General features: G+C 42.7%; 26 protein-coding genes. 5 read left to right on the top strand and 21 right to left on the bottom strand.

Annotated elements, in window-relative coordinates:
- Positions 1-13: 13 nt before the first annotated feature.
- Positions 14-1,204 (bottom strand): oxygen-binding di-iron domain-containing protein, encoded by a 1,191-nt coding sequence (locus tag ANME2D_RS08825; protein ID WP_048090761.1) that lies wholly within the window; start codon positions 1,202-1,204, stop codon positions 14-16.
- A gap of 5 nt (positions 1,205-1,209) precedes the next feature.
- Positions 1,210-1,737: a 3-isopropylmalate dehydratase small subunit gene (locus ANME2D_RS08820; RefSeq protein ID WP_048090760.1), complete on the bottom strand. Its 528-nt coding sequence runs from the start codon at positions 1,735-1,737 to the stop codon at positions 1,210-1,212.
- Between the two features lie 157 nt (positions 1,738-1,894).
- Between ANME2D_RS08820 and ANME2D_RS08815 the strand changes: the two genes are divergently transcribed.
- Positions 1,895-2,710, top strand: coding sequence for a polysaccharide pyruvyl transferase family protein (locus ANME2D_RS08815; RefSeq protein WP_052368740.1), 816 nt, complete (start codon positions 1,895-1,897; stop codon positions 2,708-2,710).
- 11 nt (positions 2,711-2,721) lie between these two features.
- Here ANME2D_RS08815 and ANME2D_RS08810 read toward each other — a convergent pair whose 3' ends face one another.
- From ANME2D_RS08810 to ANME2D_RS08785, 6 genes are all read right to left on the bottom strand, one after another.
- Entirely contained in the window at positions 2,722-3,933 is a 1,212-nt protein-coding gene (locus tag ANME2D_RS08810) for an ABC transporter permease (protein WP_048090758.1), read from the bottom strand.
- A complete protein-coding gene (locus tag ANME2D_RS08805; RefSeq protein ID WP_048090756.1) occupies positions 3,930-5,150 on the bottom strand; it encodes a COG1361 S-layer family protein in 1,221 nt (406 codons plus the stop codon). The genes ANME2D_RS08810 and ANME2D_RS08805 overlap by 4 nt, the downstream gene beginning before the upstream one ends.
- A complete protein-coding gene (locus ANME2D_RS08800; RefSeq protein ID WP_048091111.1) occupies positions 5,143-5,817 on the bottom strand; it encodes an ABC transporter ATP-binding protein in 675 nt (224 codons plus the stop codon). Before ANME2D_RS08800 ends, ANME2D_RS08805 begins: the two co-directional genes overlap by 8 nt.
- On the bottom strand, positions 5,814-6,467 hold the full coding sequence (locus tag ANME2D_RS08795) for a Yip1 family protein (RefSeq protein ID WP_048090755.1): 654 nt from the start codon (positions 6,465-6,467) through the stop codon (positions 5,814-5,816). The genes ANME2D_RS08800 and ANME2D_RS08795 overlap by 4 nt, the downstream gene beginning before the upstream one ends.
- 81 nt (positions 6,468-6,548) lie before the next feature.
- Entirely contained in the window at positions 6,549-7,037 is a 489-nt protein-coding gene (locus ANME2D_RS08790) for a hypothetical protein (protein WP_157834037.1), read from the bottom strand.
- A gap of 29 nt (positions 7,038-7,066) precedes the next feature.
- Entirely contained in the window at positions 7,067-7,885 is an 819-nt protein-coding gene (locus ANME2D_RS08785; protein ID WP_048090753.1) for a hypothetical protein, read from the bottom strand.
- 145 nt (positions 7,886-8,030) lie between these two features.
- Here ANME2D_RS08785 and ANME2D_RS17970 point away from each other — a divergent pair, with 145 nt between their 5' ends.
- Complete coding sequence (locus ANME2D_RS17970; RefSeq protein WP_157834036.1) at positions 8,031-8,261, top strand: UbiA prenyltransferase family protein; 231 nt, start codon at positions 8,031-8,033, stop codon at positions 8,259-8,261.
- Positions 8,236-8,961, top strand: a complete 726-nt coding sequence (locus ANME2D_RS08780; RefSeq protein ID WP_081810208.1) for a UbiA family prenyltransferase — start codon at positions 8,236-8,238, stop codon at positions 8,959-8,961. Before ANME2D_RS17970 ends, ANME2D_RS08780 begins: the two co-directional genes overlap by 26 nt.
- Here ANME2D_RS08780 and ANME2D_RS08775 read toward each other — a convergent pair.
- From ANME2D_RS08775 to ANME2D_RS08725, 11 genes are all read right to left on the bottom strand, one after another.
- Positions 8,918-9,703 carry a helix-turn-helix transcriptional regulator gene (locus tag ANME2D_RS08775; RefSeq protein ID WP_048090751.1) on the bottom strand — a complete coding sequence of 262 codons (786 nt, stop codon included), beginning with the start codon at positions 9,701-9,703 and terminating at the stop codon, positions 8,918-8,920. The two genes, ANME2D_RS08780 and ANME2D_RS08775, sit on opposite strands and share 44 nt — an antisense overlap.
- A gap of 173 nt (positions 9,704-9,876) precedes the next feature.
- Positions 9,877-11,061 (bottom strand): ABC transporter permease, encoded by a 1,185-nt coding sequence (locus tag ANME2D_RS08770; RefSeq protein WP_048090750.1) that lies wholly within the window; start codon positions 11,059-11,061, stop codon positions 9,877-9,879.
- Positions 11,030-11,935, bottom strand: a complete 906-nt coding sequence (locus ANME2D_RS08765; protein WP_048090748.1) for an ABC transporter ATP-binding protein — start codon at positions 11,933-11,935, stop codon at positions 11,030-11,032. Before ANME2D_RS08765 ends, ANME2D_RS08770 begins: the two co-directional genes overlap by 32 nt.
- A gap of 154 nt (positions 11,936-12,089) precedes the next feature.
- Complete coding sequence (locus ANME2D_RS08760) at positions 12,090-12,665, bottom strand: hypothetical protein (RefSeq protein WP_048090746.1); 576 nt, start codon at positions 12,663-12,665, stop codon at positions 12,090-12,092.
- Positions 12,666-12,708: 43 nt separating this feature from the next.
- Complete coding sequence (locus tag ANME2D_RS08755) at positions 12,709-13,974, bottom strand: COG1470 family protein (protein ID WP_048090744.1); 1,266 nt, start codon at positions 13,972-13,974, stop codon at positions 12,709-12,711.
- 190 nt (positions 13,975-14,164) lie between these two features.
- Positions 14,165-15,601 (bottom strand): DUF7289 family protein, encoded by a 1,437-nt coding sequence (locus tag ANME2D_RS08750; protein WP_048090742.1) that lies wholly within the window; start codon positions 15,599-15,601, stop codon positions 14,165-14,167.
- The gene (locus tag ANME2D_RS08745) at positions 15,598-16,383 is read right to left on the bottom strand and encodes a DUF7289 family protein (protein ID WP_048090741.1); all 786 of its coding nucleotides are present in this window, start codon (positions 16,381-16,383) and stop codon (positions 15,598-15,600) included. Before ANME2D_RS08745 ends, ANME2D_RS08750 begins: the two co-directional genes overlap by 4 nt.
- 90 nt (positions 16,384-16,473) lie before the next feature.
- The gene (locus ANME2D_RS08740) at positions 16,474-16,950 is read right to left on the bottom strand and encodes a hypothetical protein (RefSeq protein ID WP_048090739.1); all 477 of its coding nucleotides are present in this window, start codon (positions 16,948-16,950) and stop codon (positions 16,474-16,476) included.
- 4 nt (positions 16,951-16,954) lie between these two features.
- Positions 16,955-17,788 carry a hypothetical protein gene (locus ANME2D_RS08735; RefSeq protein ID WP_048090738.1) on the bottom strand — a complete coding sequence of 278 codons (834 nt, stop codon included), beginning with the start codon at positions 17,786-17,788 and terminating at the stop codon, positions 16,955-16,957.
- Complete coding sequence (locus ANME2D_RS08730) at positions 17,788-18,393, bottom strand: DUF7288 family protein (RefSeq protein WP_052368736.1); 606 nt, start codon at positions 18,391-18,393, stop codon at positions 17,788-17,790. The genes ANME2D_RS08735 and ANME2D_RS08730 overlap by 1 nt, the downstream gene beginning before the upstream one ends.
- Positions 18,393-18,881, bottom strand: a complete 489-nt coding sequence (locus ANME2D_RS08725; RefSeq protein ID WP_048090735.1) for a DUF7287 family protein — start codon at positions 18,879-18,881, stop codon at positions 18,393-18,395. Before ANME2D_RS08725 ends, ANME2D_RS08730 begins: the two co-directional genes overlap by 1 nt.
- Before the next feature lie 257 nt (positions 18,882-19,138).
- Between ANME2D_RS08725 and ANME2D_RS08720 the strand changes: the two genes are divergently transcribed.
- The gene (locus ANME2D_RS08720) at positions 19,139-20,338 is read left to right on the top strand and encodes an RNA-guided endonuclease InsQ/TnpB family protein (protein WP_052368735.1); all 1,200 of its coding nucleotides are present in this window, start codon (positions 19,139-19,141) and stop codon (positions 20,336-20,338) included.
- Between the two features lie 57 nt (positions 20,339-20,395).
- On the opposite strand, the gene ANME2D_RS08715 is transcribed toward ANME2D_RS08720, so the two are convergent.
- Together ANME2D_RS08715 and ANME2D_RS08710 are read right to left on the bottom strand one after the other, a co-directional pair.
- Positions 20,396-21,451 (bottom strand): ABC transporter permease, encoded by a 1,056-nt coding sequence (locus ANME2D_RS08715; RefSeq protein ID WP_052368733.1) that lies wholly within the window; start codon positions 21,449-21,451, stop codon positions 20,396-20,398.
- Positions 21,444-23,201 carry an ABC transporter permease gene (locus ANME2D_RS08710; protein WP_048090734.1) on the bottom strand — a complete coding sequence of 586 codons (1,758 nt, stop codon included), beginning with the start codon at positions 23,199-23,201 and terminating at the stop codon, positions 21,444-21,446. The genes ANME2D_RS08715 and ANME2D_RS08710 overlap by 8 nt, the downstream gene beginning before the upstream one ends.
- Before the next feature lie 37 nt (positions 23,202-23,238).
- Between ANME2D_RS08710 and ANME2D_RS08705 the strand changes: the two genes are divergently transcribed.
- Positions 23,239-24,120, top strand: a complete 882-nt coding sequence (locus ANME2D_RS08705) for an ABC transporter ATP-binding protein (RefSeq protein WP_048090732.1) — start codon at positions 23,239-23,241, stop codon at positions 24,118-24,120.
- The last annotated feature ends 267 nt before the right edge of the window (positions 24,121-24,387 follow it).

Here is a 24,387-nt window from a genome sequence, read left to right as displayed (position 1 = left end):
CTCTTTGGTCTCTCTAACCGCTCATCAGGCCTTTCGCAAAGTTCCTTCCGAACTCAACACACTTCTCTAATTCTTCTTTTGTAGGCTGCCACTTGAATTTGATACCTTCCTGCAGGACTTTTATCCTTGCTTTTCCAAGGTTTTCTTCGATAAGTTTCACGTTCTCCCCGCTCCAGCCGTATGACCCAAAGGCTGCACCAGATTTGTTCTTGAATTTCAATCCTTTCAGATCCTCGAGTATGGGTTTTATACTGGGCAGGAGACCATTATTCATTGTTGGCGAACCGATAAGTATCCCTCTGGCCCTGAGAACCTCTGTGATCACATCGTTGCGGTCGCATACGCCCATATGGAACATCTTGAATCTCAAACCTTCCTTCTCAATCCCCTTTGCGATCGCCAATGCCATTTCCTCAGTGCCATTCCACATAGTGTCATATATTATAACAACAGAATCGTCATTTTTCCCGGATGCCCATTCATAGTACTTCTCCACGATCTGCATCGGGTCTTTCCTCCAGATGATCCCGTGGCTTGGTGCGATTATATCCACAGGGAGATTCAGGCTCTTTAGCTCATCTATTTTCTTGATGACAAGATCGCTAAAAGGGGTCAGGATATTCGCATAGTATTTTATGGCCTCCTGATAGACCTCTGTATCATCGACCTCGTCATTGAACCGTCCCGATGAGGCATAATGCTGGCCAAAGGCATCGTTTGATAACAGGATATTTTTACCTGTAAGATATGTGAACATGCTGTCAGGCCAGTGGAGCATCTGAGCTTTAACAAAAACAAGCTTATTTTCACCCAGGCTGATTGCATCACCTGTATTTACAACCTTGAAATCCCAGTTAGAATGATAATGTTTGAAGATACTTTCCTTTCCCCTCTCTGAGACCACGACCGTAGCATCCGGGATTAACTTCATCAATTCAGGAAGTCCTCCCGAATGGTCAGTTTCACCGTGGTTTGCTATTACATAATCTATTTTTCTGATATCGATTATCTCTTCAATGTTTTCTATCAGCTTATGTGAAAACGGGCCCCAGACTGTATCAACGAGAGCTATTTTTTCATCGATTATCAGATAAGCATTATACGTTGTGCCCCTGTGTGTTGATAATTCATGCCCGTGAAAATGCTTGATATTCCAGTCAACGCATCCGACCCAGTATACTCCATCTTTTAATTCCACGACCATTTTTATCACTCCTCTACTATTCTTCTGGCAAAACCTATAAGGCCGCCGGCATCAACTATGCCACGAACAAAATCAGGCAGTGGCGTCGCCTGATATGTCTGGTTCTTTGAGCTATTGGTAATAATCCCGGATTCAAAATCAACCTCTATATGATCTCCCTCTTCGATCTTATCGGTATCAGGGCATTCCAGCAGTGGAAGGCCGATATTTATAGCATTCCTGAAGAAGATGCGTGCAAACGACTTTGCAATGATGCATCTTACCTCTGCTCCCTTGAGGGCAAGAGGCGCATGTTCTCTTGAGGAGCCGCATCCGAAATTAAAACCTGCTACAATGATATCTCCCTCTTTAACACCGCCTGCGAATTCTGGACGCACGCCTTCAAAGGCATGTCTGGCCAGCTCATCAGGTTTGTTTATCGTGAGGTACTTGCCAGGTGTTATGGCATCGGTATCAATATCGTCGCCGAATTTCCAGACATTTGAGTGGGGTTTTATATCTTTTTCGAGGTCTACTGTGGGTTTCTGCTTCATGAGGGATTGAATTGGTCGGATTGGTTATAATCTTTATTCAGACAGTAGGTTTTTTTGCTAATCGAAACAAAATAGATAATAATATGGATTCTCTTGAAAAGTTGTTGGGTAATACGTCACAGTTAAGTATCTGTCCTGAAACCTGAGATAAAAAGACATGTCAAGACTAACTGCATCTATTAAAAAATCTGATCTCAGGAAAAAAAAGGAAGCTGACATTATAAGAGCATACTGGTGGTCAGGAGAGAGAAACAGGAATTTTGGAGATGCACTCTCTCCATACCTGGTAGAAAAAATAAGTCATAAAAAACCTGTATTGTGCAGCAAACATTGCTCTAAAGAATATTATATTGTTACTGGAAGTGTTATTGGCGCTGCGAACAAAAACGCGATTATATGGGGTGCAGGAATACTTTATAGATATGAGAAAATCAAAAAACCCAAAAAAATATTTGCTGTAAGGGGTCCTCTAACAAGAAAGAGGCTATTAGAGTCAGGTTATGAATGCCCTGAGGTTTACGGTGATCCGGCATTACTGCTGCCAAGATTATATACACCTAAAACAAAAAAACAATACGATCTGGGAATAATCCCACACTACGTTGATTACAATAGAGTTAAAAATGAAATAGATACCGGTGATGCTTTGATAATTAATCTGCTCGACCCGATAGAACAAGTTATAGATAGTGTCTATAGCTGTAAAAGGACAGTTTCAAGTTCTTTGCATGGTATAATTACTTCACACACGTATGGTGTACCATCAGTCTGGGTAGAGTTCTCAAACAGGTTAGTAGGAGACGGGACTAAATTTAATGATTATTTTCTATCTGTAAATATAGAGCCATACAAACCATTTAATTTTAAGAACCAGATACCTTCTACAGACGAACTCATCAGTATTGCAGATAAAGGAACCAATGAACTATGCATAGATCTTGATAAACTGATGGATTCCTGTCCTTTTAAATAAAAAAAGCCCCCTCACTCAGCCCGAAGCGCCTCCACAGGGTCAAGCCTTGCTGCCTTACTTGCAGGATAGACACCGGCTATAGTTGTCGTAATTACACCGAAGAGCAATCCAATTACAAGCGAGGTCCATGTAACTGCTATCGGGAATGCACCCAGTGTTGATATGAGTATCGAGATTACCGCGCCCATGGTTATTCCTATCAGGCCGCTTACCAGTCCGAGAAGTCCTGATTCGAGCATGAAGACCATCTGGATATTCTCCCGGGTTGCGCCCACTGCCTTCATCACCCCTATTTCCTTTATCCGTTCAGTCACCGTGAGCATCATCACATTAACTATGCCAATGCCTCCCACAGCCAGGGATATTGCACCAATGCCACCAAGTGCGAATTTAATCATGGTCAACAACTGACCTATCTGCTCAAGGATCGACTTCATCATAAAAATAGTGAATGCCTCATCCTTATGCAGCCTCCTCAGAGGATCTTCAAGCCTCTTCGCAGTATTTTCTATCTGGCTCTGGTCCTCTACAGTAACGAGTATATAGGAGTATGAATAATTTTTTACATCAAGCAGGTCTTTTAATGCCTGGTGCGTGGTAAAAATCTCCATGTTCGAATTGCCACCGAAGGCTGATGTCTGCTCTTTCTCTTTAAGTATGCCCACGATCGTAAACTCCCTGCTTAAGTCATTATTTTTATTCTTAATGCTCATCCGCATGCCTGGATTCAGGGGCATTTTAAACATCTTATTTGCTATATCGCTGCCTATGACTATGGCGCTCCTGTCAGATTCCATTAGAAAGCGTCCTTTATCTATTGAATCCGATAGCTCAGGCTCTTTTGCAGGCATAACTGCTATTACCGACACCGAGCGCTCCTCACCTCTGAGATTTACTGACATACCGCTGCTCACCCTTGGCGATACGATTTTAACGCCGACAGTGTTCTCAAGTGCATGGACATCCTTGTCATCAAACTCAGCAGGCTTCTGGTAAACGAACTTCCCACCCTCAAAACTGGAGCCGCCAGGGTATATGGTGATCACGTCCAGGTTGAGGCCTACAAATGCCCTGCCCACACCCTCCTGAAGCCCCTCCCCTACCGAGAGCATGACCACTATGGCAATAACACCTATTATTATGCCAAGGCTTGACATCAGGGTCTTGAACTTGTTGCTGCTGAAGCTGAGTGAGACCTGCTCGAAGGCATCAATCAGCTTCATTCTGATTTCGCTCTCCTTCGTCTCATAAGCACAAAGAATACGGAAATAACAATAAGTACTGCAAAAATAGCAATTACCGGCAGGATGGATGATGTGTCTGCGCTCAGGGTCTTCGTGTCCTCTGGGCCATCAAGCATAACGGTCAATGCCTCAATTTCATGCCAGTTGTTTCCGTTCTTGAATCTGATCCTGAAATTTATATCCTCCTGCGGATTGTTTACATTCAGATCGAATTTAACCGTGAAAAGTTCATCCGGGTCCATCGTGCCTATGAAATACTCGGCAGGCTCGAATGTTGCATTGCCCGCGGGAAGAACAGTTGCAGCCTGGATGGCGTTCGGCCTGTTGTTCGCCACATTGAGTATGATCTTGTCCTGGTTTAGCTTCGGGGTCTCGGAGAGTGAGGTCTTAATAGAGGAGGAGTCCACCCTTACCGGTATCTTCAGGTTCAGGCTGTAGAGCCTTGCGCTTCCCTTAAGATTAAAATCAAGGAAATATATACCGTCAGGCGTATTCTCTTTAACTTTGACCGAATACAAAAGCTCAACAGAGTCTCCGGGCCCCACGATACCCATATTGTAGTATGGTTCACTTATCACATCTATGACCTCATTCCCGATGAGTTCTGCCGACTGTATCTGTGCGTTCATGCTGTAATCCCTGCCGTCCAGTTTGATCGTATACTGTGAGGCGCTGTTTTTGATGGTTAGCGCCACTGTGGCCGTATCACCCGGCATAAGGGTCTCTGGATAGATCGTGTATTTCTCAAGCCTGACCGTACCTCTTGCATCCACGACATCATTTCCCACCTCGATATCAAATTCCCTTTTTGTGAAAACACCGTCGATCCTGTAACCCACCTCAATGGTATTTGTACCCACGAAGGCGTTCTTATCAGCATGAAGGTTATACCTGAGCACCAGTTCATCACTTTTCCTTATAGTTCCGGGGTATTTTACGGCGTTCTCACCGGCTTTTACTGTGAAAGGATATTTAGGTACGAACTCGACCGATGCTGCGCTTACATCATTGTCCCCTACATTTTTAACTGAAACCCATATACTGAAATCCGAATCAGGATTAACAGGATAGGGATCGTATTTTATAAGGCTGATCTTTAATGAGTTCTCTATAACCGCAGCTTCCGAGGCGCCTGCAAAAGAAAATATTATGAAGAGTACAGGCAGGATTCTCCATATGTTTGATAGCTTAATCATCTTCAATCCTTCCGTCCTTTAGCCTTATAATCCTATCACAGTTCTGCGCCAGTCCATTATCGTGTGTAACCATGAGAATCGTTCTTCCATCGTTATGTAATTTGCTGAATATTTGCATGATCTCCTTCCCTGTCTTTGAATCAAGGTTCCCTGTCGGCTCATCTGCAAGCAGTATCTCGGGCTCATTGGCAAGCGCCCGTGCAATCGCCACCCTCTGCCTCTGCCCGCCTGAGAGCTCAGCAGGTTTGTGATCTGTTCTATCCCCGAGACCGAGCATTTCAAGCAGGATTTTAGCCCTCCTGATTCTTTGTCCCTTCGGGATATCCTGATAGACCATGGGCAGTTCAACATTTTTAAGCGCGCTCAGGCGTGATACCAGGTTGAAGGTCTGGAAAATAAAACCGATTTTCTTTCCCCTGATCAGGGCAAGTTCCATATCAGAAAGAATTGAAGTATCCCGATCACCAATGATTATTTTCCCTGTTGTTGGCCGATCAAGGCAGCCGATCAGGTTCATCAGCGTGCTCTTCCCGCTGCCTGAGGGCCCCATTATTGCTGCGAACTCACCCTCGCTGACCGCGAGGTTGATATCGTGCAGTACAGGCACTTCAAGCTTACCAAGCGTATATGACTTGGATACATCCTCTATACTTAATACAGTTCTCATAGGATTCCCAGGTTCCAGATGCTCCATACCAGGGATATAACGCCAATCACCAGAGGAATTCCTGCTACTATTGCCGATTTAGCAGGCGTGAGCCTCTGTGCGCTCTGCACACCGAAGAAGAGGATTATCGATGTCCAGATCAGCATGACCGCCCCGATCACGCTTGAGGCAAATATGTATGGATTCTTGTAAAATTCTTCTGCTGCCGCTTGATTTGTTGCTGATATGGTTATTGTCATTGGTTCCATCAAAAGAAGCAGTGCAAGGCTGATAATACTGCCAAAAAGCATGGGAATAAAGCTGTAGCCAACAGCAGTCATCATCTGTGGATAGAACTTACCTTCTCCGCCTAAAGCCATTGAGATCAGATGGATTATTCCAGTGCCGATTGACCACGTAAGGAAAGGACCTACCAGCGCGCCCACAACCTGGAGTACCATTGTTATCGACTGTATCGAAGGTGGCATGTTCTCAAAACCTTCGAAGACGAAGATTATTTTGCTGGCCTGTACGTACGCTGCTAATGCGCCCAGAACCGCATATATCCCCACGATCATCACAGCCTCCTCGATCATGGGCTGATCTGATATGTTTTTCATGGCGTTTTTCGGGTTTTTTATTGCTGCGGTTATTTTTTCGATGAAGCTCATTGCATGATCTCCAGATTATCTTTCGATTGGATTTATATAAAACTATGTGGGGATAAAATTTATCTATGTGTTTTTTATACTCTAATCAGGAATCGGTATACCCATTAATATTCTAAACCATCTAATAATCCCCTCTCCAAAAATTATAAACCATAAAGCTATGCCTAATGCCATTAAACCATACTTTACTTTATATTCTGCTCTTTCTTTAGCGAATCCTCTACTTGCTCCAATCAAGCCTAAACTAAATGATAATATTAATATTCTAATAATTTCCAACGATGATATATATAGAATAATTCCGATAACGATTGAATAAACAAATTCCCAAATCACAACCGGAAAAAAACAAGATGCAAACGCTAGTTTTATATTTTTAACATGTTTACCATATATTATAGCTATAGCTGGTGTAAAAAAGGCCATGATTGGAAAGAGTATAATGAGAGTTAACCGTACAGGAAGTTCGAAGTGCATGGCATCAGCGATTGATGTAACTATCCTTGGAAACATATAAAAAAACGATATACCAAAAAATAGGAGAAGTGGGGGCTTATTAAGCTTGCTCAACAGCTTTCCCTTTTTATATAGAGGCATATTTAATATAATAGCTCAATCACCGTAGCCTGACCATCATTATCACCTATATCTTGATTGTTAAGATTTGCATACCATATAGATCCTACAAATCCTTTTCCTTGGAAATCATTTCTCACAAAACTCTCAGCTTGCTCGAAACTATCAACTACATGAGTCAATTTTGACCAATCCCAATGCTCTTTATGCACATTAGCATCACTCCACTCATTTGCCCAGTCTGGATCAACTCCACCGTCAAATATCCTTATATGGTATCTCGTTCCCCAATAGGATCCATTTTGGAGTTGATAATCATCCCGTCTCCAATTTAAACCATTATTTGTAGTGCCAATATATGTGTACTGTGTCCAACCTGATGCTCCTTCCCATTCATTAGTAAGCCAATTTTGCATATCATATTGTACATCCCATGCACTACCAGTCCTGTAAAATATCAGATTTATTGGATCTTGCTTTATGAAACTTCCATTTGTTTCGCTAGTATAAGGCCAAAGTTGAGGAGAATTATTTCCCAATTCAATCAATTGTATTTTAACTTCTTTTGGTAATTTTTTCAACTCCTCAACTCGATCAGTGAAATATCTATCTGCTATCTTCTTTGCAGTCTCTGGTCCTAAATTCTTTTTAAGAAAATCAATATGCTCCTTATTATCTTTTTCCAAATCATCTCTAGTCTGTTTCTCTGTAGTAACTACTTTATCTATGATTTTACTTGATATTGTTTTTTCTTTATTCTGTGCACTTACTGTCGATACTATTGTTACTCCAATAAGTACCAATGCTATCAACAGTATACTTATTGCTTTAATCCTCTTCATGTTATTTCCTTCCTTCAATTTCAGGCTTTATAACGCAGTGGTTCTCTGCGTTTTTCCCCATCGCTATTACAAGCCACTCTTGTGTATGAGACCAAAATATATATAAGTAATTTTGTATAATATTATACCAATCCTATAACATTAGTTGAATCGTATAATCTTATACGACTTTACTAATATAAGAGAATACATAAATATATTGGGTGTGGGCTTTAGTGCAACAGTCCATCTTCTAAATGCTTCAACACTGGTGGCGGTTTCTGGAGCATTCAGGCTCTTCATAGCCTCCCTTTTCCTTGGATCAGAAGCCAGCTTTCTAACTTATATAGCTGGAGGTCTTGTGATATACAATATACACCCTGGACAGAACACTTGAATGCAAAGAGGATACAGTCAACAGAAGTGAATTAACAGGCTCAAGAAAGGATATCGCATTTCTTGTGTCCATCTCAGCCTTTAGCGCTGGAGCCTTAATTTTATTCAATGAGGGGTTATATACTCTGCCTTTTCTACCGCTTATAATTGGTTATTTATATAGCAAAGGCATAAAAATCGGTAGACTCAATTTGAAGCTTAAAAGCGGCATTGGAATCAAGAATCTCGTTGTCGCCTTTACATGGGGGACTTTCATCACAGGGATTGCCGGAAAATCAGCCGATAATATAGTTCCGCTAATTTTTGTTTTTTCTTTTTTCAGCAGTAAGGTTTTCATAAATTCGGTGATATATGATTTTAAAGATGTTAAGGGTGATTCACTGGCTGGTATTAGAACTTTACCTGTACAGTTAGGTGAAAAAAAGACCATAGCTTTTCTTTTGATCCTGCATATACTGACACATATAGGTATGCTCTTAGCGATTATTATGGGAATCATAGCGTTTGAGCCAATAATATTGCTATATAGTCTCTTCGCAGGGATAATCTGCATTACTTGTTACTCCGCAGCTACTGAAGCCGAATCAAGGACTAGAAAACTTATACGGGAGTTCCTGGTTGATGGTGAATCTACCATGGAAATTAGCCTGCGGGCATTTACAAACTCTTTATTTCTTTGGAATGTTCTTTATAGTAATTGAAAAGTTCTTCTCCCCATTTTAAAGCGGATTCATCAAAACTTATTAGATCTCTTTGGGCATCAAAAATGCCATTCTTATAAAATAGAGACAGTGAAAGAAAAATATCGGTTACCACAAAAGCTAAACTAATGTCATCTAAGACGTACAGGCTTGTATTATTGCATTCCAGAAATCTTTGAAGATCATCCCGATATTCATTCTTAACCTTCTCAAAGACATTTTTGGTTAAGATCAGGGATACATGAACTTTGTGTAGTGCTAACTGTAAAAAGAACGCTGGATAAGCGGGATTAAATACCGGGGCAACCCCCATTACCAGCTCCGATTTTGAGATATTCTCAAAAAATTCTGTATGCGGTTCATACATCTCTTCCAATCTATTTTCAATAAACCTGCAATTCCCTAACTCATCAATTCTTTCTAAAAAACATTGTGGAATGGCTTCGATGTTATGCTCTTTCCAGAATTCTTCATTCTCTTCTATTACATGCAAGGTATTGACTAATGGCTGAAAAAATTTAGCCACAACTTTTCCAATCGGAGTTAGAGCATAGTATTTATTTTCTTTATAAATTAAATTCTTAGTTTCCATCTCCTTTATACGGGGAAAAATCTCCGGAGTAGAGACATTGAGATAGCCTTTTATCTCAGCTATGGTCTTTGGTTCATTAAGTAACAAAAAGAGAAGATTTTCACGTTTTTCTGAAAATGTAAGGACACTTAATAACCCTCTTGATTTCATTAAGATCCACTTCCTTTATAAGCCTTTATGAGCATAATGATAGTTGCCATAACATATAATTTACAAAGATTATTAATAAAGCTATCGTGGGATAATAAGAGATGCCGTAATGGTTCTTACTGAATCAATAGAAAAAGAATATAGAGCTTTACTTCAGGTCGTATCTGTAAGCATTACCCCTCATGCAAATATTTCACCACCTCTTTGATAGCTGGTTTTTTCCCGTACATCAAAAGGCTCGCCCTGAATATCCTGACAGACAACTCTATTATAATAAGAATCGAAGCCATCAATACCAGAGTGCTGATAATAATCTCATAGAACTGCACCTGTGCCAGGGATAGTCTCATTACAATTGTAATTGGAGAGGTCAGTGGAAAGAAACTGAGCGCTTTTGCGAGAACTGCATTGGGATTTGCGATAATGAATTGAGAGATTATTAATGGTATAGCACCTGTTATCGAAAATATCCCTGCTATCTGCTGTCCTTCTCTTGAAGTCGTTGCAACTGCCCCGATGCCTGCCATTATGCTTGCAAAGACGAGGTATCCCAGTATAAAATAGCCGATAGCAAACATCAACAGCGGGATAGAGATATGTACCCTGCCAAGCAGAGATGCAAGAGATATCGGATTTGAGGACATCAGCACCATTCCTATAATAAACCATATAAGTATCTGGGTCAGGCCGACTGCTCCAAGTCCAAATATCTTGCCTATGAGCAGATCCCGATACGAGATCGATGACAGCAGGATCTCCATAACCCTGCTCTCTTTTTCTTCTACAACGCCCTGCAGGAGAAAATTCGATGAGGAGAAGATGGAGAGCATGAAAAAAACTGCGAATGCTATAGAGATCAGGAATGCGGATAACCCTGCATCAGTGCTCTCTCCCCTATCATTGAGCGTGAAATATTCGCTGTTAATCGGATTCTTTGCCCTTTCCACTATCTCTTTTGTCTCAGTTTTCAGCAGATTATCCAGCAGGAAGCCTTTTATCTGACTCTCAACTGCCATTGATCCCAGAAATCCCTTTTTTGCCGAAAAGATATCAATCTTCCCGGTCACAGTGTAATCCGCCGGTATGACAAAGAAGTGGGTAATCCTGCCGTCCAGCAGGTCTTTTTTTGCAAGTCCTTCATCCGTGTATTTAATGAAATTCACAGAATCAAACAGATCTGTTCTATCCACATAGCCTATCATGTATTCTTCAGGGCTTGCGCTGCTGCCCGCTAAAAGCACTGGCAGTCCCATGATCGCCAGAATAAATAACGGCAGCCCAAAAGTTACAAAGAGAAATTCTTTCCTGCGTATATTGTATACGTATTCATGTTTTGCTATTGTGATCCACTTTATCATGTTCCACCACCTCTATGAATATCTCATTCAGGGAAGGCGCAGAAAGCTCGAATCTGCTTACCCTCACCTCGCTCACTATGTTCTTTAACACATCCTGGGCATCTGCGCCTGCGTCAAGAACCAATTCTGCATACTTGCCTGAGTGATTGATTTTTTTAACACCTTTTATGTTCTTGAGCTCCCCTTCGAACTCGAGGAAAATGGTGTTTTTCCCGTACCTGGATTTTATCTCTCCAACGCTGCCGTATAAGACCCCGCTTCCCCTGTTTATCATGAATATCCTGTCGCACATTCGCTCAACCTGGTCCATCATATGCGTACTGATCAGTATGGTTTTTCCCTCTCTGCCAAGTTCAAGTATCAGGTCTTTTACAAGTTTCATGTTTAAAGGGTCAAGGCCTGAGAAAGGCTCATCAAGGATTATGAGTTCAGGGTTGTGGCCTATCGCGGCAATGAGCTGGATTTTCTGCTGCATGCCCTTGCTAAGCTCAGAGATCCTCTTATCCTTATGCAAGAGCATATCCATCTTCTCAAGAAGTTCAAGTGTTCTCTCTCTGCTCTCTCTGTTCTGTCTGTTCTTCAATGCGCCAAGATACATGAGAGTATCCATAACTGTCAGCCTTCGATACAGCCCCCTCTCCTCAGGAAGATAGCCTATCCTGTCCTTTATTCCCTCAGGTGAGCCATCCAGGATTCTGATCCTGCCTGAATCAGGTCTTATTATATCAAGCAGCATGCGTATTATACTGGTTTTCCCTGCTCCATTCGGCCCTATCAGGCCGAACACCTCGCCCGGTGCAATATCAAAAGATATGTCCTTAACTACAGATTGCCCGTTAAATGATTTTGATATATGTGAGATCTCAACCGCCATCTTCAATCCTCTCGTCTAATCAGGAATCGGTACACCTATTAATATTCTAAACCATTTAATGATTCCCTCTCCAAAAATTATGAACCATAAAGCTATACCTAAGCTTGCTCAACAGTTTTCCCTTTTTATAGAGAGGCATATTTAGTATAATAGCTCAATTTACGCTCTCTTTCCAGACGTCCACCACTTTTCTCTCATCCGGATCGATCAATGCAGAAGTCCCTCTCCATGTCACGCTCAACAGCATTTTTGGCGCATAGAATTTCTCAGATGTCCCCGGCAGGATGCGTCTTACAGTCGGAGCGCCAGCGTTCGCAACTGAGGCTGCTACTTCCTGGTTCCCGAGCGCAATGCCGATTGCCTCGTTCCTGTAAACTGGCGATACTGCTTCAAGGAGATAGCCTGTCAGCAGCAGTCTTTTCTCATCATACACAAAATCGTAGATATCAGGGCTATCCGAGTCTTTTGTACGGGCTATTATCCTCAGGCGCATATCCTCTTTCTCTCTTTTTGCGCTTATATTTACAATCTCATATTCCGTTCTATAAGGGATTATTTCTGCCCACAGCAGTTCCTCTATCTTTGCGGCATCATCTGGCTTATCTGACCACTCTACCTGGTGCACCCATGAAGGCCTTACATCAGGCTGCCCCTGGTTTAAGCTGAGCCCGATACTGAGGATTAATATCAGAACAATAGATCCGGTTACGAGTTTTATCTTTGTATCCATGATCCAGCGACCTTTATCTTTTATAAAAAATAAAAAAGAGGGATCACCCTCCTATCGTTATAGTGTACTCAAACCGGTCCGTGTTCCTGGGCAGCACCTTCAGTTTCCATTCACCTGCAGGAATATCAGCAGAGTATGTCTCTATATACTGTGTTCCCATCTCCTGGTATATACCCGTGCTCTCAATTTCCCATGGAGGAATCTCGCTCCCCATGCTCACACTGCCTTTTATCACGGTCTTTACGACTTTTAGCTCGGCTTTACCATCCGCGCCCTCAAGTGAGGTTTCAAAAGATGGTTCTTTTGCGGTTTTTGTCCCCTGATTCCATGGACCCCATGGGTACATCCCGAAGAAGTTTGAGCTGATCTCTATGGTTGTGGGTGCAGCTTCTTTCAGGTTGAAGCTCTTTACAAAAGGATCGACTGGCTGCTTCCATATATTGAAGCTGAGCTGTACCCTTCCTTCCCATTCTCTAACCGAGGGATCGTCTATACCAAGATCAATATAGCCGTTATAATAGCCTTTAACATCTGCAGGCACTTTAACGTGTATCTTTACTACCTCGACCGCACCGGCCGGAACATTCTTTGGCGCAGTTATAGTTATGGCATCATCAGTTAGAGTGCTTACTCTACCGTATGGTCCCATATAGCCCATATCGCTCCCTATCCTGGGGCTTATGCCTATATCCTTATCCCCTGTGTTCTTTAGTTTTATCTCGTAATCAGATTCCTTCCCGGCCTCAAGCTGGTCATTTATATAAGGTGACATTATCTGGATTTTAGGTGGAGCCCAGACATCGATTGAAAGGCCGAATGAATGGACATAACTGGGAAATGGCTGCGGATAGGGCACAGGTATTACCTCATCTGTAAAAGCGATCTGGGCGCTGTAGTATCCTATGGATGCATCCTTCGGGATCGATGCTTTTACCGTGAACTTCTGGCTGTCTTCCGCCCCTATATCAGCGCTGTCCGGCGTTACTGTTATCCACTCTTTCTCGATCATATACTCGCCATAAGGCTGTATAACGACATCGGGTTTAATACTTACCGTTTTTTTCTCCCTGTTCCTGATGGTGATCGTCATTTCCTTGCTTTCCCCCGGCTGCAGCCTGAAATTGCCGTAGCGGGGTGATATCTCAAGCTTTGTGAAATTGCCTGCCTGCATATCTCCCGCAGGCATGGGAGGGACGCTGATTATCTTCTCTGGCGCTTCTATAACCTGGCCAGATGTGCTGCTTATCCCGGCGAAGACAAACATGCCCATGACGATTATTGCAGTTACGATACCTGCATATCTATTCATAATTTACCTCCTGATTCTCTTTTCCGTCAAGATCGTCTACTGGATAGACTGACCTCAAGCTTTAAATATACTGTATTTATACTTAAACTTTTTCTATTTATCGTCGGGTTAGATAATAAAATAGTGCTCTATACTGAGTTTATAAACAAAGCTATGTGATTAAATACATTAACATAATAAAAATTATTATTCAACCGGCAGTCACATCTGCCTTATTATCTGAGATATAAAGGAAAGTGATGGCACCTACGGGGTTGTAGTCCACGAGCACGCTGGAGTCATCCGCAGGTTCATTATTCTGGTTCTGCTCGTTATTGACAGCAGGCGCACACTTAAAAAAGAATATATCCCCGCCTTCCGCCATTTTCCTGATGTAGTGCTGGGTTACATTATAGATAGACTGTGTCTTATTTGCATTACTAGTGTTTATGTAAATATTGCTCCAAGAATCAGCCGTAGTGCGAATACCTCTAACTGTCCCACTAACAGGCTGCTGGCATAAATTGGCATTAGTAGATCCGACATTTTCATTTTGATAGGTAAGGTTCCTACTTATGTCCAGTAAATCCACATCAATATAACTTCCCTTCGCATCAGTTTGTATATAAAAATTAGCCCCTCCCCATGTCTCACCATCACTAGGATTAATAATATTATCATTATCTTGGTAACCAACCATGAGTTCTACGCGATTTGGTGGGTTCTTTTTTATATAGAATATTAATATCCTATTCCCGGTTTTTGCACGGATGTCCCAGTTAAAATTATTAAAATTATTATTATTATAAATCCTGAAACTGAAGTTATCCAGCGGCGCGCCAGTATCCGGAAGCCCCCTGAAACTGACCGGATAGGTTATATCTGTGCTTGCTCCAAAACCTGAAGGAACAACCGTAAGTTCTATGCTGGCTGTACGGTTATTTTCATCAGTTCTGACCTTGGTATATAATAGACTTCTGGCATAATCAGCCCATGCATCGTAGAAGTCGCTTGTAACATTCACATAGATCGTTCCACTTATGCTGGAATTTATCGGGTTTGTCCTGTTTGTGCCCTGGTAAGGATCAGGGAATATTACCTTAGTTCCGTTTTTCTTTAAGTAAACTGCTGCCGCTCCTTTTCCTCCGATAGCGGCATCCCCGGCTATATTGATTGCTGGGAGTGTCAGCGTCCTGCCGTTATAGTGAAATTCCGGAGGTGAGAGCATGACCGAGCCGCCTGAGGGATATTTTGACCAGACCCCTCCTCCCTCGTATGCCACTATCCTGTCCCCGAGGCGGTATTCCATCTTCCCCATAGGTATTATAATAGTATCACCTTCGTTCTCACGTCCTATTATCATATAGCTCTCCCTGCCTGTTCCGTTAGGTTTAACTGCCAGAGTGCCTCCACCAAGGTTTATATCCACAACCTGCATCGGAGACTCACCGAGCAACGCGATGCTTGCGCGGGAATCCAGCACCGTGAAGGCTTGCTCCGCATTCCTGATATTTGCCATATCCTGCAGGCTGAAAATTGAAGGTACGCCGATCAGCGCTATCAGGGCTACTCCTGTAATAGTCAGGCCTAATATGATAACATGGCCTATAACCTCTGAGGCTGCTTTTTCTGATCTCAGGAATTTCATGTTATCACCGTGTAAATCCTTGATTGCACTATATAAAGATCCAGATTTTTAGCGGTATTTAATTTTGCAGTATATGTCTCGCCGGGGTCGTAGCTCCACTTCATTGTGTTTATGAAATAATCCCGCCATCCCTCTGAGTAATCTCCAGTGATCGTTACAGTGATATTGCTCACATTTCTAAAGATGGTAACACTTGGCATCCCGCATCCGCCCTCTTCTGTTGGAAGCTCCTGCTGGCATACAGTCACCCTGCTCATACCGCTGCCGGATATTGCTGATTTCCCGGTTATATATACGACAGGTATGATCAGCACATCGCTCATATTGGTAATAAGCGGCTTGTAAGCATTCAATACGGTACCTGTCGGATATTTTACCCATACTCCTGTACCCTCGTATGCAACTACATTATCTCCTATGGAGTTTTCAATGCTGTACATCGGCAGGTCAACTGTTAGACTCTCATTGCTATAGCTGGTCTCATTGAATACAGTCCCATTGATCTGGATCGTGCTAACCCTTACAACCCCAAGCGTCCCTCCGTACATCTTGAGCTCTGCACTCTGGGAAGGCGCCTGTCCGAGCGCTACCTTATTGATATTATCAGCAAGCACAACAAAGCTCTGCCTTGTATTCTCTGTGTACCTTGTCTTCTGGGCACTCTCCAGTATAGGATATCCTGCGAGTCCTATAAGACTGAAAGAAAGAATGAGGATTCCAACGATTGTAATGAAGTCCATTACTTCTGTCACTGCCTCCCCGGATTCCAGGAACCGCTTCATATTAAAGAAGTTTTTTATGGGAATCACCTATAAAATACATTGTATTGCATAGTATTTAAAGCCTGTCATTATTATCATGATGGATCAAGCTCATTGTTCTTCTATGTTAAGGCTATTGCTGGATCTATCGTATTTAAGTACATAATCCACAGCTCCGCTGTATATTTTTATCCCGGTAAAACTGGTGGAGGTATTGAAGGGAGCTACTATTCTGACGCCATTATCCGATTCCATAATAATCTCCTGGGTTGGGCCGGTGATATTCACGGTATAGCTCTTATCTGCTACGGAAGCAGGAGCTGAGAACTCATATTCCAGGGTATTCACCGTACCTCCGTAGGAATTGATTACGCTGGCCAGTGTATCGACCATGGTTATTTTTACGGCAAGCCCGCTCCCCATGGTTCTAAAACTTTCCCTCATGGCTGCTTTTTCAGACTGCTGTGAGAGTGTATAAAAAGAGAGAATAGTAGCAGAGAATATAAGCACAGTAACTGCAAACATCAGTATAAAGCCTACTGAGATGGATACTGCATCATTATTTTTAAACAGGTCTTTAGAATTCATAACATCACCACGGCACAGAAACAGGGATCGTTATATTGGCTCGCATCCTGCTGGTATAAAGCACTGCTGTTGCATTAAGGATATAATCTCTTGAGCGGATGAATTTCTTATTGTATATTGTATGGTTCCCTTTAATGGTGAATTGTCCCCATGCCTCATTACCTCTAACGAAATTTATATTATATATTTCATTGAGGGTGCTACTATTGAATTCGTATGTTGAATCTAAAATGTTTATGTAGTTATAATCGTCAGTGTAATTAGAGATTCCACCAGTTTTATTGGTGACATTTATCTGGTTACCTCCTGTAAAATTCATAGACCACACGCTTGCTGAACTGTTGGTTACGTTGATAATAAAATACCCTCCCGCACTTACATTGATTCTTCTAAGCTCAAAAGCTGTAGTATTTCGTACGCCTTCCACCACTGTCCAATCAACCGCGCCGCTTGCAGTTCCATTCTCGGTGAAATTAGCGAAAAGACTGTTCTCCCAGTTGCTCACATCCCAGCTCACGTTAATCCCCTCTCCATGCAGCGCATAGATCTTGGACAGGTTCGTACTGAAGTTCTGCATTTGATTGCTGAAATTGGTAAACCTGAGTGTATAATCAGTCCCGGGCGCAGTTGCGTTCCTGTATGCGCTCCTGGTCTCGTCCCTGGTAATCTCCATAAGGTTGATTATCCCGATTTTTGAAGGCTCTGTTCCTGCCCCGATTGCCATATTGCCCTCGAATATCACGCTGTTAAGCAGCACCGTGGTTATCACCAGGCCAATAGCGATAATAAAGCCTGCCAGCAGCATGAACTGAGCGTCCCGGTTCTCTATTATCCCCATCACATCCTCCACAGAATAAGCCTGATATCAACTATATTATACAGGTTGGTTGAAGGATCAATGTCCTTTATAGGATTGTGTGTATCTATGCTATCTCCTTCAGGTCTATCTTCTCCATCTATGGGACCGATGTTTTGTAATATGAATTTTCTGGAGACCACCACAGCGTTGTTTGAGGGGTCACCGTTGTATATCATATTCACTGTATAAGGTATGAGCGTACTGTTATCAATAAAAGTCAGCTCCACACTGTGGGCAATGCCCTGTTCGACCAGCGTATCCCTGAAGATTTCTGTCAGGTTGTTGTTGAGATTATCGGTACCAATCCTGACTGTGTAATTAGAGCCGCTCCAGGTATATACACTGCCATTCCATGCTAATATATCATTCTTTAGTTTTGAGGTGTGTCCTGGCTCTGCATAATCCAGGGTATTTAAAATATCCTGTCCCAGTGCACGAAGCTCAGTCTCTACATGCACACTTGCGGTTGAAGCGGTAAGAGGCGTCATCGAGGTTGCATCGATGGCATATATTATTACAAGAAGTATGATTACCGCTGCCGCCACACCTTCAAGCGTATGCAACTGGGCTTTTTCATCGAACATTACCATACCCTCACTGAGATGACAGCCGTCTCATTATAGCCTGTAGAGGAATTTACAATCAATACAAGGCGTCTGGTCTTGCCTATATCAGTATTCTCAGGGAGTTCAGGGCCGCTCTGGTTCATTATAGTGCCATTAAGATATGCGACTGACATATTCATATCAAAGATGATCTCATTGCTGAATAATCCAAGCTCACGAAGCGCATTTTTATAGCCAATCTCGTTAGAATGGTTTAGTTTTGTGTTATTGAAGTAGTACAGCTTCTCCCGGTCTATTACGTTCACCGCACCGGATCTATCAGCAGCGAGCAGGCGCTCGACCAGTACTGTGCTTGCCCTGTCAGCAGCAAGTGTGACCTCATCCGAACTCGATTGAAATGGAATGAAGAGACTATACATGAACTGGAATACAAAGGCAACAGAGAGAAGAAATATGCCCATCCCTGTAACGTAATCTATAGTTATCTGTGCACTGTCGCTTTTCACATAATCACTATTACCATTATCATACGCTTATTCTATAAAGCTTTTCTGGCCATCAAACTCTCCTGCCATAGCTTTACCTTTTTCTCCTTATAGCGTTGGGGTCAAGGGGTAGAGAAAACTCAAACCCAAAAGGTGTGAGATGAATCGTACCCCTTGCGATCATAATACCTATCCCTAAAAACAGTTGTTGATGTTGCATTTAAGGGATAGGCAAATAATATATATTATTAAGATAATATATAGGTTGTTGATGCTGTATGAAAAAAGCCTATAGTTTCCGTATCTATCCAAACAAGAATCAGGAGGTCAAGCTAAACAGAACGCTTAACACCTGTAGGCATCTCTATAACGATGCCCTTGCAGAAAGAAGGAAACAGGCAGAGCTTAACAGGTTAAAACGGGAGTTAGAGGTATTTCCCTGGGGCAAACCTGAATGGATTTCATACGAATACCAGGCTAACGAATTAGCATCATCAAAAACTGATTTCCAGAAAGAAGTACACTCACAGGTACTTCAGAACACGTTGAAGAGACTTGATCGAAGTTTTAAGAATTTCTATAATGGCTTTGGGTATCCAAGGTTCAAAGGAAGGAACAGGTATAACACGTTCACGTATCCTCAATCAGGTTTTGAGCTTAAAGACAACGATCTTAAGCTATCTAAAATAGGGACTGTACGAATATTCCAGCACAGGGAGATGGAAGGCAAGATCAAGACCTGCACTATCAAGAAAGACGTAGATCAGTGGTATGCTGTATTTACAGTAGAAATCGAAAAGAAGATAGAAAAAGTGCCTGTGGAAACAAAGATAGGTATTGACGTTGGTCTGAGATCACTGCTCACGTTAAGCAATGGAAAGCAGATAGAGCCCCCAAAATACTTCCGAAAATCAGAAATAAAGCTTGCCTGGGAACAAGTACAACTGAGCACAAAGAAATTGGGTTCAAAGAACAGGAACAAGCAGAGGATCAAAGTAGCTAAGGTACACAGGAAGATCAGGAACCAGAGGAAAGATTTTGCTCATAAGACAGGCAGATGGCTTGTCAATACATACGACCATATAGTGTTTGAGGACTTGCAGATCCAGAACATGCTTGCGAACCATCATCTTGCAAAGTCAATCTCAGATGCTGGATGGTATCAATTGATCAGCTTGACAAAATCCAAAGCAGAGCACGCTGGGAAGATAGTTGAACTGGTTAATCCTAAAAACACATCACAAGTTTGCATATGCGGATACCAGGTGCCTAAAGACCTCTGTGTACGGATACATTCATGTCCGAACTGTGGTCTTGTGATTGGAAGGGATCACGTTTCTGCAATACTAATAGGAAACAAATCAAAAATAGATACAGTACCTACGGACTGTGGGGAATCAAGGGTTGCGCCCCTTGAGAACGCAGACACGTATTGCGAAGCAATACGTGGATACGCAATCAACTGGCGTGACAGTTGATTAACGCCTGTGGAGAGCAGCCAATGGACACTCGATGAAGCAGGAAGCCCTAACCCTTCAGGGTAGGGAGGATGTCACGTGAGCATACAGCGGAACTGCCACAGCAGCATATACCCCGCAGTAAATAAGCGCTTCTGCGCCTGCAGCACCTGATGACAGCCTGGTTATCAGATTAAAAGGGGAGTCAGCAAAAAGGTACCCTGCCATGAACAGCAGTATAAGGATAAGGGAATACAGGTACTGAGAGATCACCCTCTCCTTATATCTAACAGCGATAACGGCACCGATAAGGATAATAATAACAGAGACTGCGGTTGTTAATAATAATATGATCCCTATATTATTCACCTCAATACCGCTCAGGCTTACAAGTACAAGCCATAAAAACACCTGCGCAGGGACAAGGAGCACGGCTGCGAGCATCTTGCCGTTCAATATCTCTGAAAAAGACAGTGGGGAGACAAGCAAGAGTTCCATCGTCCTGCGCTCATATTCCTCTGTGAGCATATCTATAACCATGCTGCCGGAGATAAAAACCGGTGTGAGGACGAGAAGGGGAATAAGTATCCCGTAAATGAACTCAAAGTATGTTGAGGTTTTTTTGGGAGCCTCATCAACATATAACCTTACTGGCTCAAAGCCGATCCTCGGGCCTCTTACATCCCTGACAAAGGCTTCAAACTCCTCAAGGGGTTTTTTCAGTTGCAGGGTGACAAAAGTGCCCTTTATATCTGATTTTGGCAGATAAAGCAGGATCTGGATGATCTCATTACTGCTGGATTCTGAAGTCGGGAACACAAGAACCGCATCTATCCTGTTATTGTTAAAATCCAGGAGTGCAGAATCAAGGTCTTCATAATAGTACGGCTTTACCTTGCTTTTTTCGATGAACCGTTTTAATTCTCCTTCCCCAATAATTCCAACTTTTACCCTGTCTATATCGTACCGATCCAGGGCTGAAGGGTCAAAGAAAGAGGAAAGGCCGATCACAAGCAGGGATGAAAAAGATGCAATCATCAACTGGATGATAACAGCAAGGATAAGGGTCTTCTCATTGAGCAATGAGCGCATCTCCTTTTTAGTTATAACCAGGGTATTACCAGAACTACCCAAACAGCACCCCCCTGACAATATAGAGATTGTATGCTGAATGGACAATGGATGCCAGTATCACAGAAGCCGGGTAATTCCCGACTCCAAGATACCTCATACCCAGCGAGGAGATGATCGCACCTGTTATATGCAAGACGAACGGGAATATAAGAAGACCGATACCCATTGCAGAACCGAAGACAGAACCTGCTATGCTGGTTATAACAACCAGTAATAGAAGCTTCTCACCTATAAAAAAACCAGTTCCTGCATAGATCCCGAATCTTAAAGCGTTGCCTGTAGTAATGCTGGATATTTTTCTTGAGAAAACAGTATATATCCCGGCTGATTTGATCACTTCTTCGATGAATGCAGCCATGAATATGAAGATCACGATCCCATAGCGTATGGGAAGATTGAACATCAGTACAATCAGAATAAGCTGGAATGAATATGCGATCGGGAGCAGTACAATACTCAAGAAGAAAAACGGAGCCGGGATGCGCTCGATAAATACCTGTATTGAGTCCAGCAGTTTATTTTTAATAGATTTTTGGGTAAATAGATCCTCTTCTCTATAGATGAAAATACCGAACATCAGGATCAGAAAAGATACCAGGTAGAAGGGTGTAGTCGAGAATACATATTCGGTTATAGAGATAGATTCGCCTTCAAGAAGCTTTACCACAAGAGATATCGGGGAGATGACGCTGATAGCATGGATATTGGCGAACATAGCAGGAAGGAAAATATAGCCTGAGAGAATAACCGACAGGAAGACAAGGATGAACGTAAGTTCCTTGAAGCTCCTGGATATAACCGCACCGAGAAAAGCGGTTGAGAGGAACATAAGGGCAACAGGTAACAGAATAGCCGGCACCAGTATATTCCCTCCTATGTAGATGGTTATACCGCCCATCAGTACAAGTGTGATCAGGAGATATGGAATGAGCTTGCCAAGTACGATCTCATAGGATTTTACAGGCGATACAAGTAGAAGTTCACCCCTTCTCCTTACTCTCTCTTCCATAATACTTGCTGAATAAAACTGTGCTATAAAATATATAGGGAATATAAATAAAAAACTCATTACCACAGATCCGAATGGAAGAGAAGGATTGAGGTGTGAGGGAGTTGCAAGAGCTTTATCTCTTATCGGCAGACCTCTATCTGTCTTTGTAACCTCAAGGATGGAGGGAGACGGTACTTCTCCTTTTGTATGTGTTTCTCTGGTTGTTTCCACGGGCTTTTCTGCAGTAGATGCGGCTGTCTGCTGTGCAGCTTCAAGATCAGGCAGCCTCTGGATGGATGGAGCCTGGAATGTCTGTTCCCTTGCAATATGTTTCACAGTTATCCATACAGGAAAGGTATTATTCAGGTCATTATAAGCTAACAGCCTGGCTTCATCGTATCTCTGGACGGCCCTGTCCAGGGCATCGAGGGCTGATATCGATTTCTCAGAGATGTGATAGCGGACATTATTACCAGTTATCAGAATATCAAACCCCCCGTATTCGAACAGTTCTTTTGCTTCCTGTTCGTTTGCGATATAGACCTGGAATTTATCATCCGTATTAAGGACTGCTGCCAGACCGGGGTCTGTGACAGCCACCCTGTAGATATTATCATTTATATGGAAACCATACTGGGATACAAAGAAAGAGACCAGTCCTATCAGGATTATAAGCAGGATTGAAAAAACAGGGATCCTCTGACCGAAGCTCAACCTTGTTCTTCTCAGTTCCAATTTTGAGATCGTTAATAGACCCATCGCATTTATATTACTTCAGGATTAAATAATAGTTTGCATGAATGAGATAATTGTCAGCGACCTGGGTAAAGAATATGATGATTTCACAGCAGTTGATTCTCTTAATTTTGAGATTAAAAAAGGGGAGATCTTCGGTATCGTGGGACCAAACGGCGCAGGTAAGACAACCACCCTTAAAATGTTAAGCGGGCTTATAACCCCGACACGGGGGAATATAACAGTACAGGGAATGGATATAAAAAAGGATGTACAATGGATCAAGCAAAGGCTTGGTTTTTTGCCAGAGGACAGTCCCCTGTATGAGGGAATGACTGCAGATGATTACCTGATGTTTTTCGCGCAGATCTACGGGGTTGAGAAGGCCGCTGCATCAGACAGGATAAAACATATCCTTAATGAGCTTGGGCTTGATGCGCCTGATAAAAAGATAGGGGAGATGTCCAAGGGAATGCAGCGCAAGGTTGCGATCGCAAGGGCGCTGATAAATGATCCTGAATACCTGGTACTGGATGAGATGACCTCAGGCCTTGACCCAACAACCTCAAAATACCTGGCAGGCTTTGTGGCCGACCTTAAAAATAAAGGGAAAACAATCGTGTTCAGCGCGCATAACCTGTACCAGGTCGAAAGCCTGTGTGATCGGGTATTGATAATGAACAGGGGAAAAGAGATCGCATGCGGCACTGTAGCTGAGATCAAGAGAATGTGCGGCGCTATCGAGTATATAATCGAGTTCAGCGCCAGTGAAGCATTTGATTTTGATGCCACTGAGAACAACGGGAATTTCACAGCACGCACAAATGACATCGAGGAGCTTAACAGGATCATGGGCTGGGTAGCAGGGCACAACGGAAGGATAATCGGGGTAAAAACCGCTGAGCCCTCTCTTGAGGAGATATTCCTTAGATTGATGGGATAAACACGTTCTTGAGTATTACGGCTCTGTGGTGCGGGGGATTACAGAAAGGACTCTGATATAGATTTGCTTATAGCCTGTCGTAGACACCATGCCGCCTGGTAACGCGAGGCCAAAAGCCTGTTTCTTGCGATCTAACTCACCCCAGGTGACACCAGGTTCGGCGCAGGCAGTGGTCTGGCTGGATCGATGCGAATACTCCTGAAGTTTGCCTGCTTTCGTAGCAGGTTATTTCTTGTGGGCTTCCTTAACCTGCTCGGGGGTGAATTT

It is taken from the genome of Candidatus Methanoperedens nitratireducens, from assembly GCF_000685155.1.
GTDB classification, from domain to species: Archaea; Halobacteriota; Methanosarcinia; order Methanosarcinales; family Methanoperedenaceae; genus Methanoperedens; species Methanoperedens nitratireducens.
The sequence above is the reverse complement of the archived record's forward strand: the minus strand, read 5'-3'. Positions and strand labels throughout refer to the sequence as shown.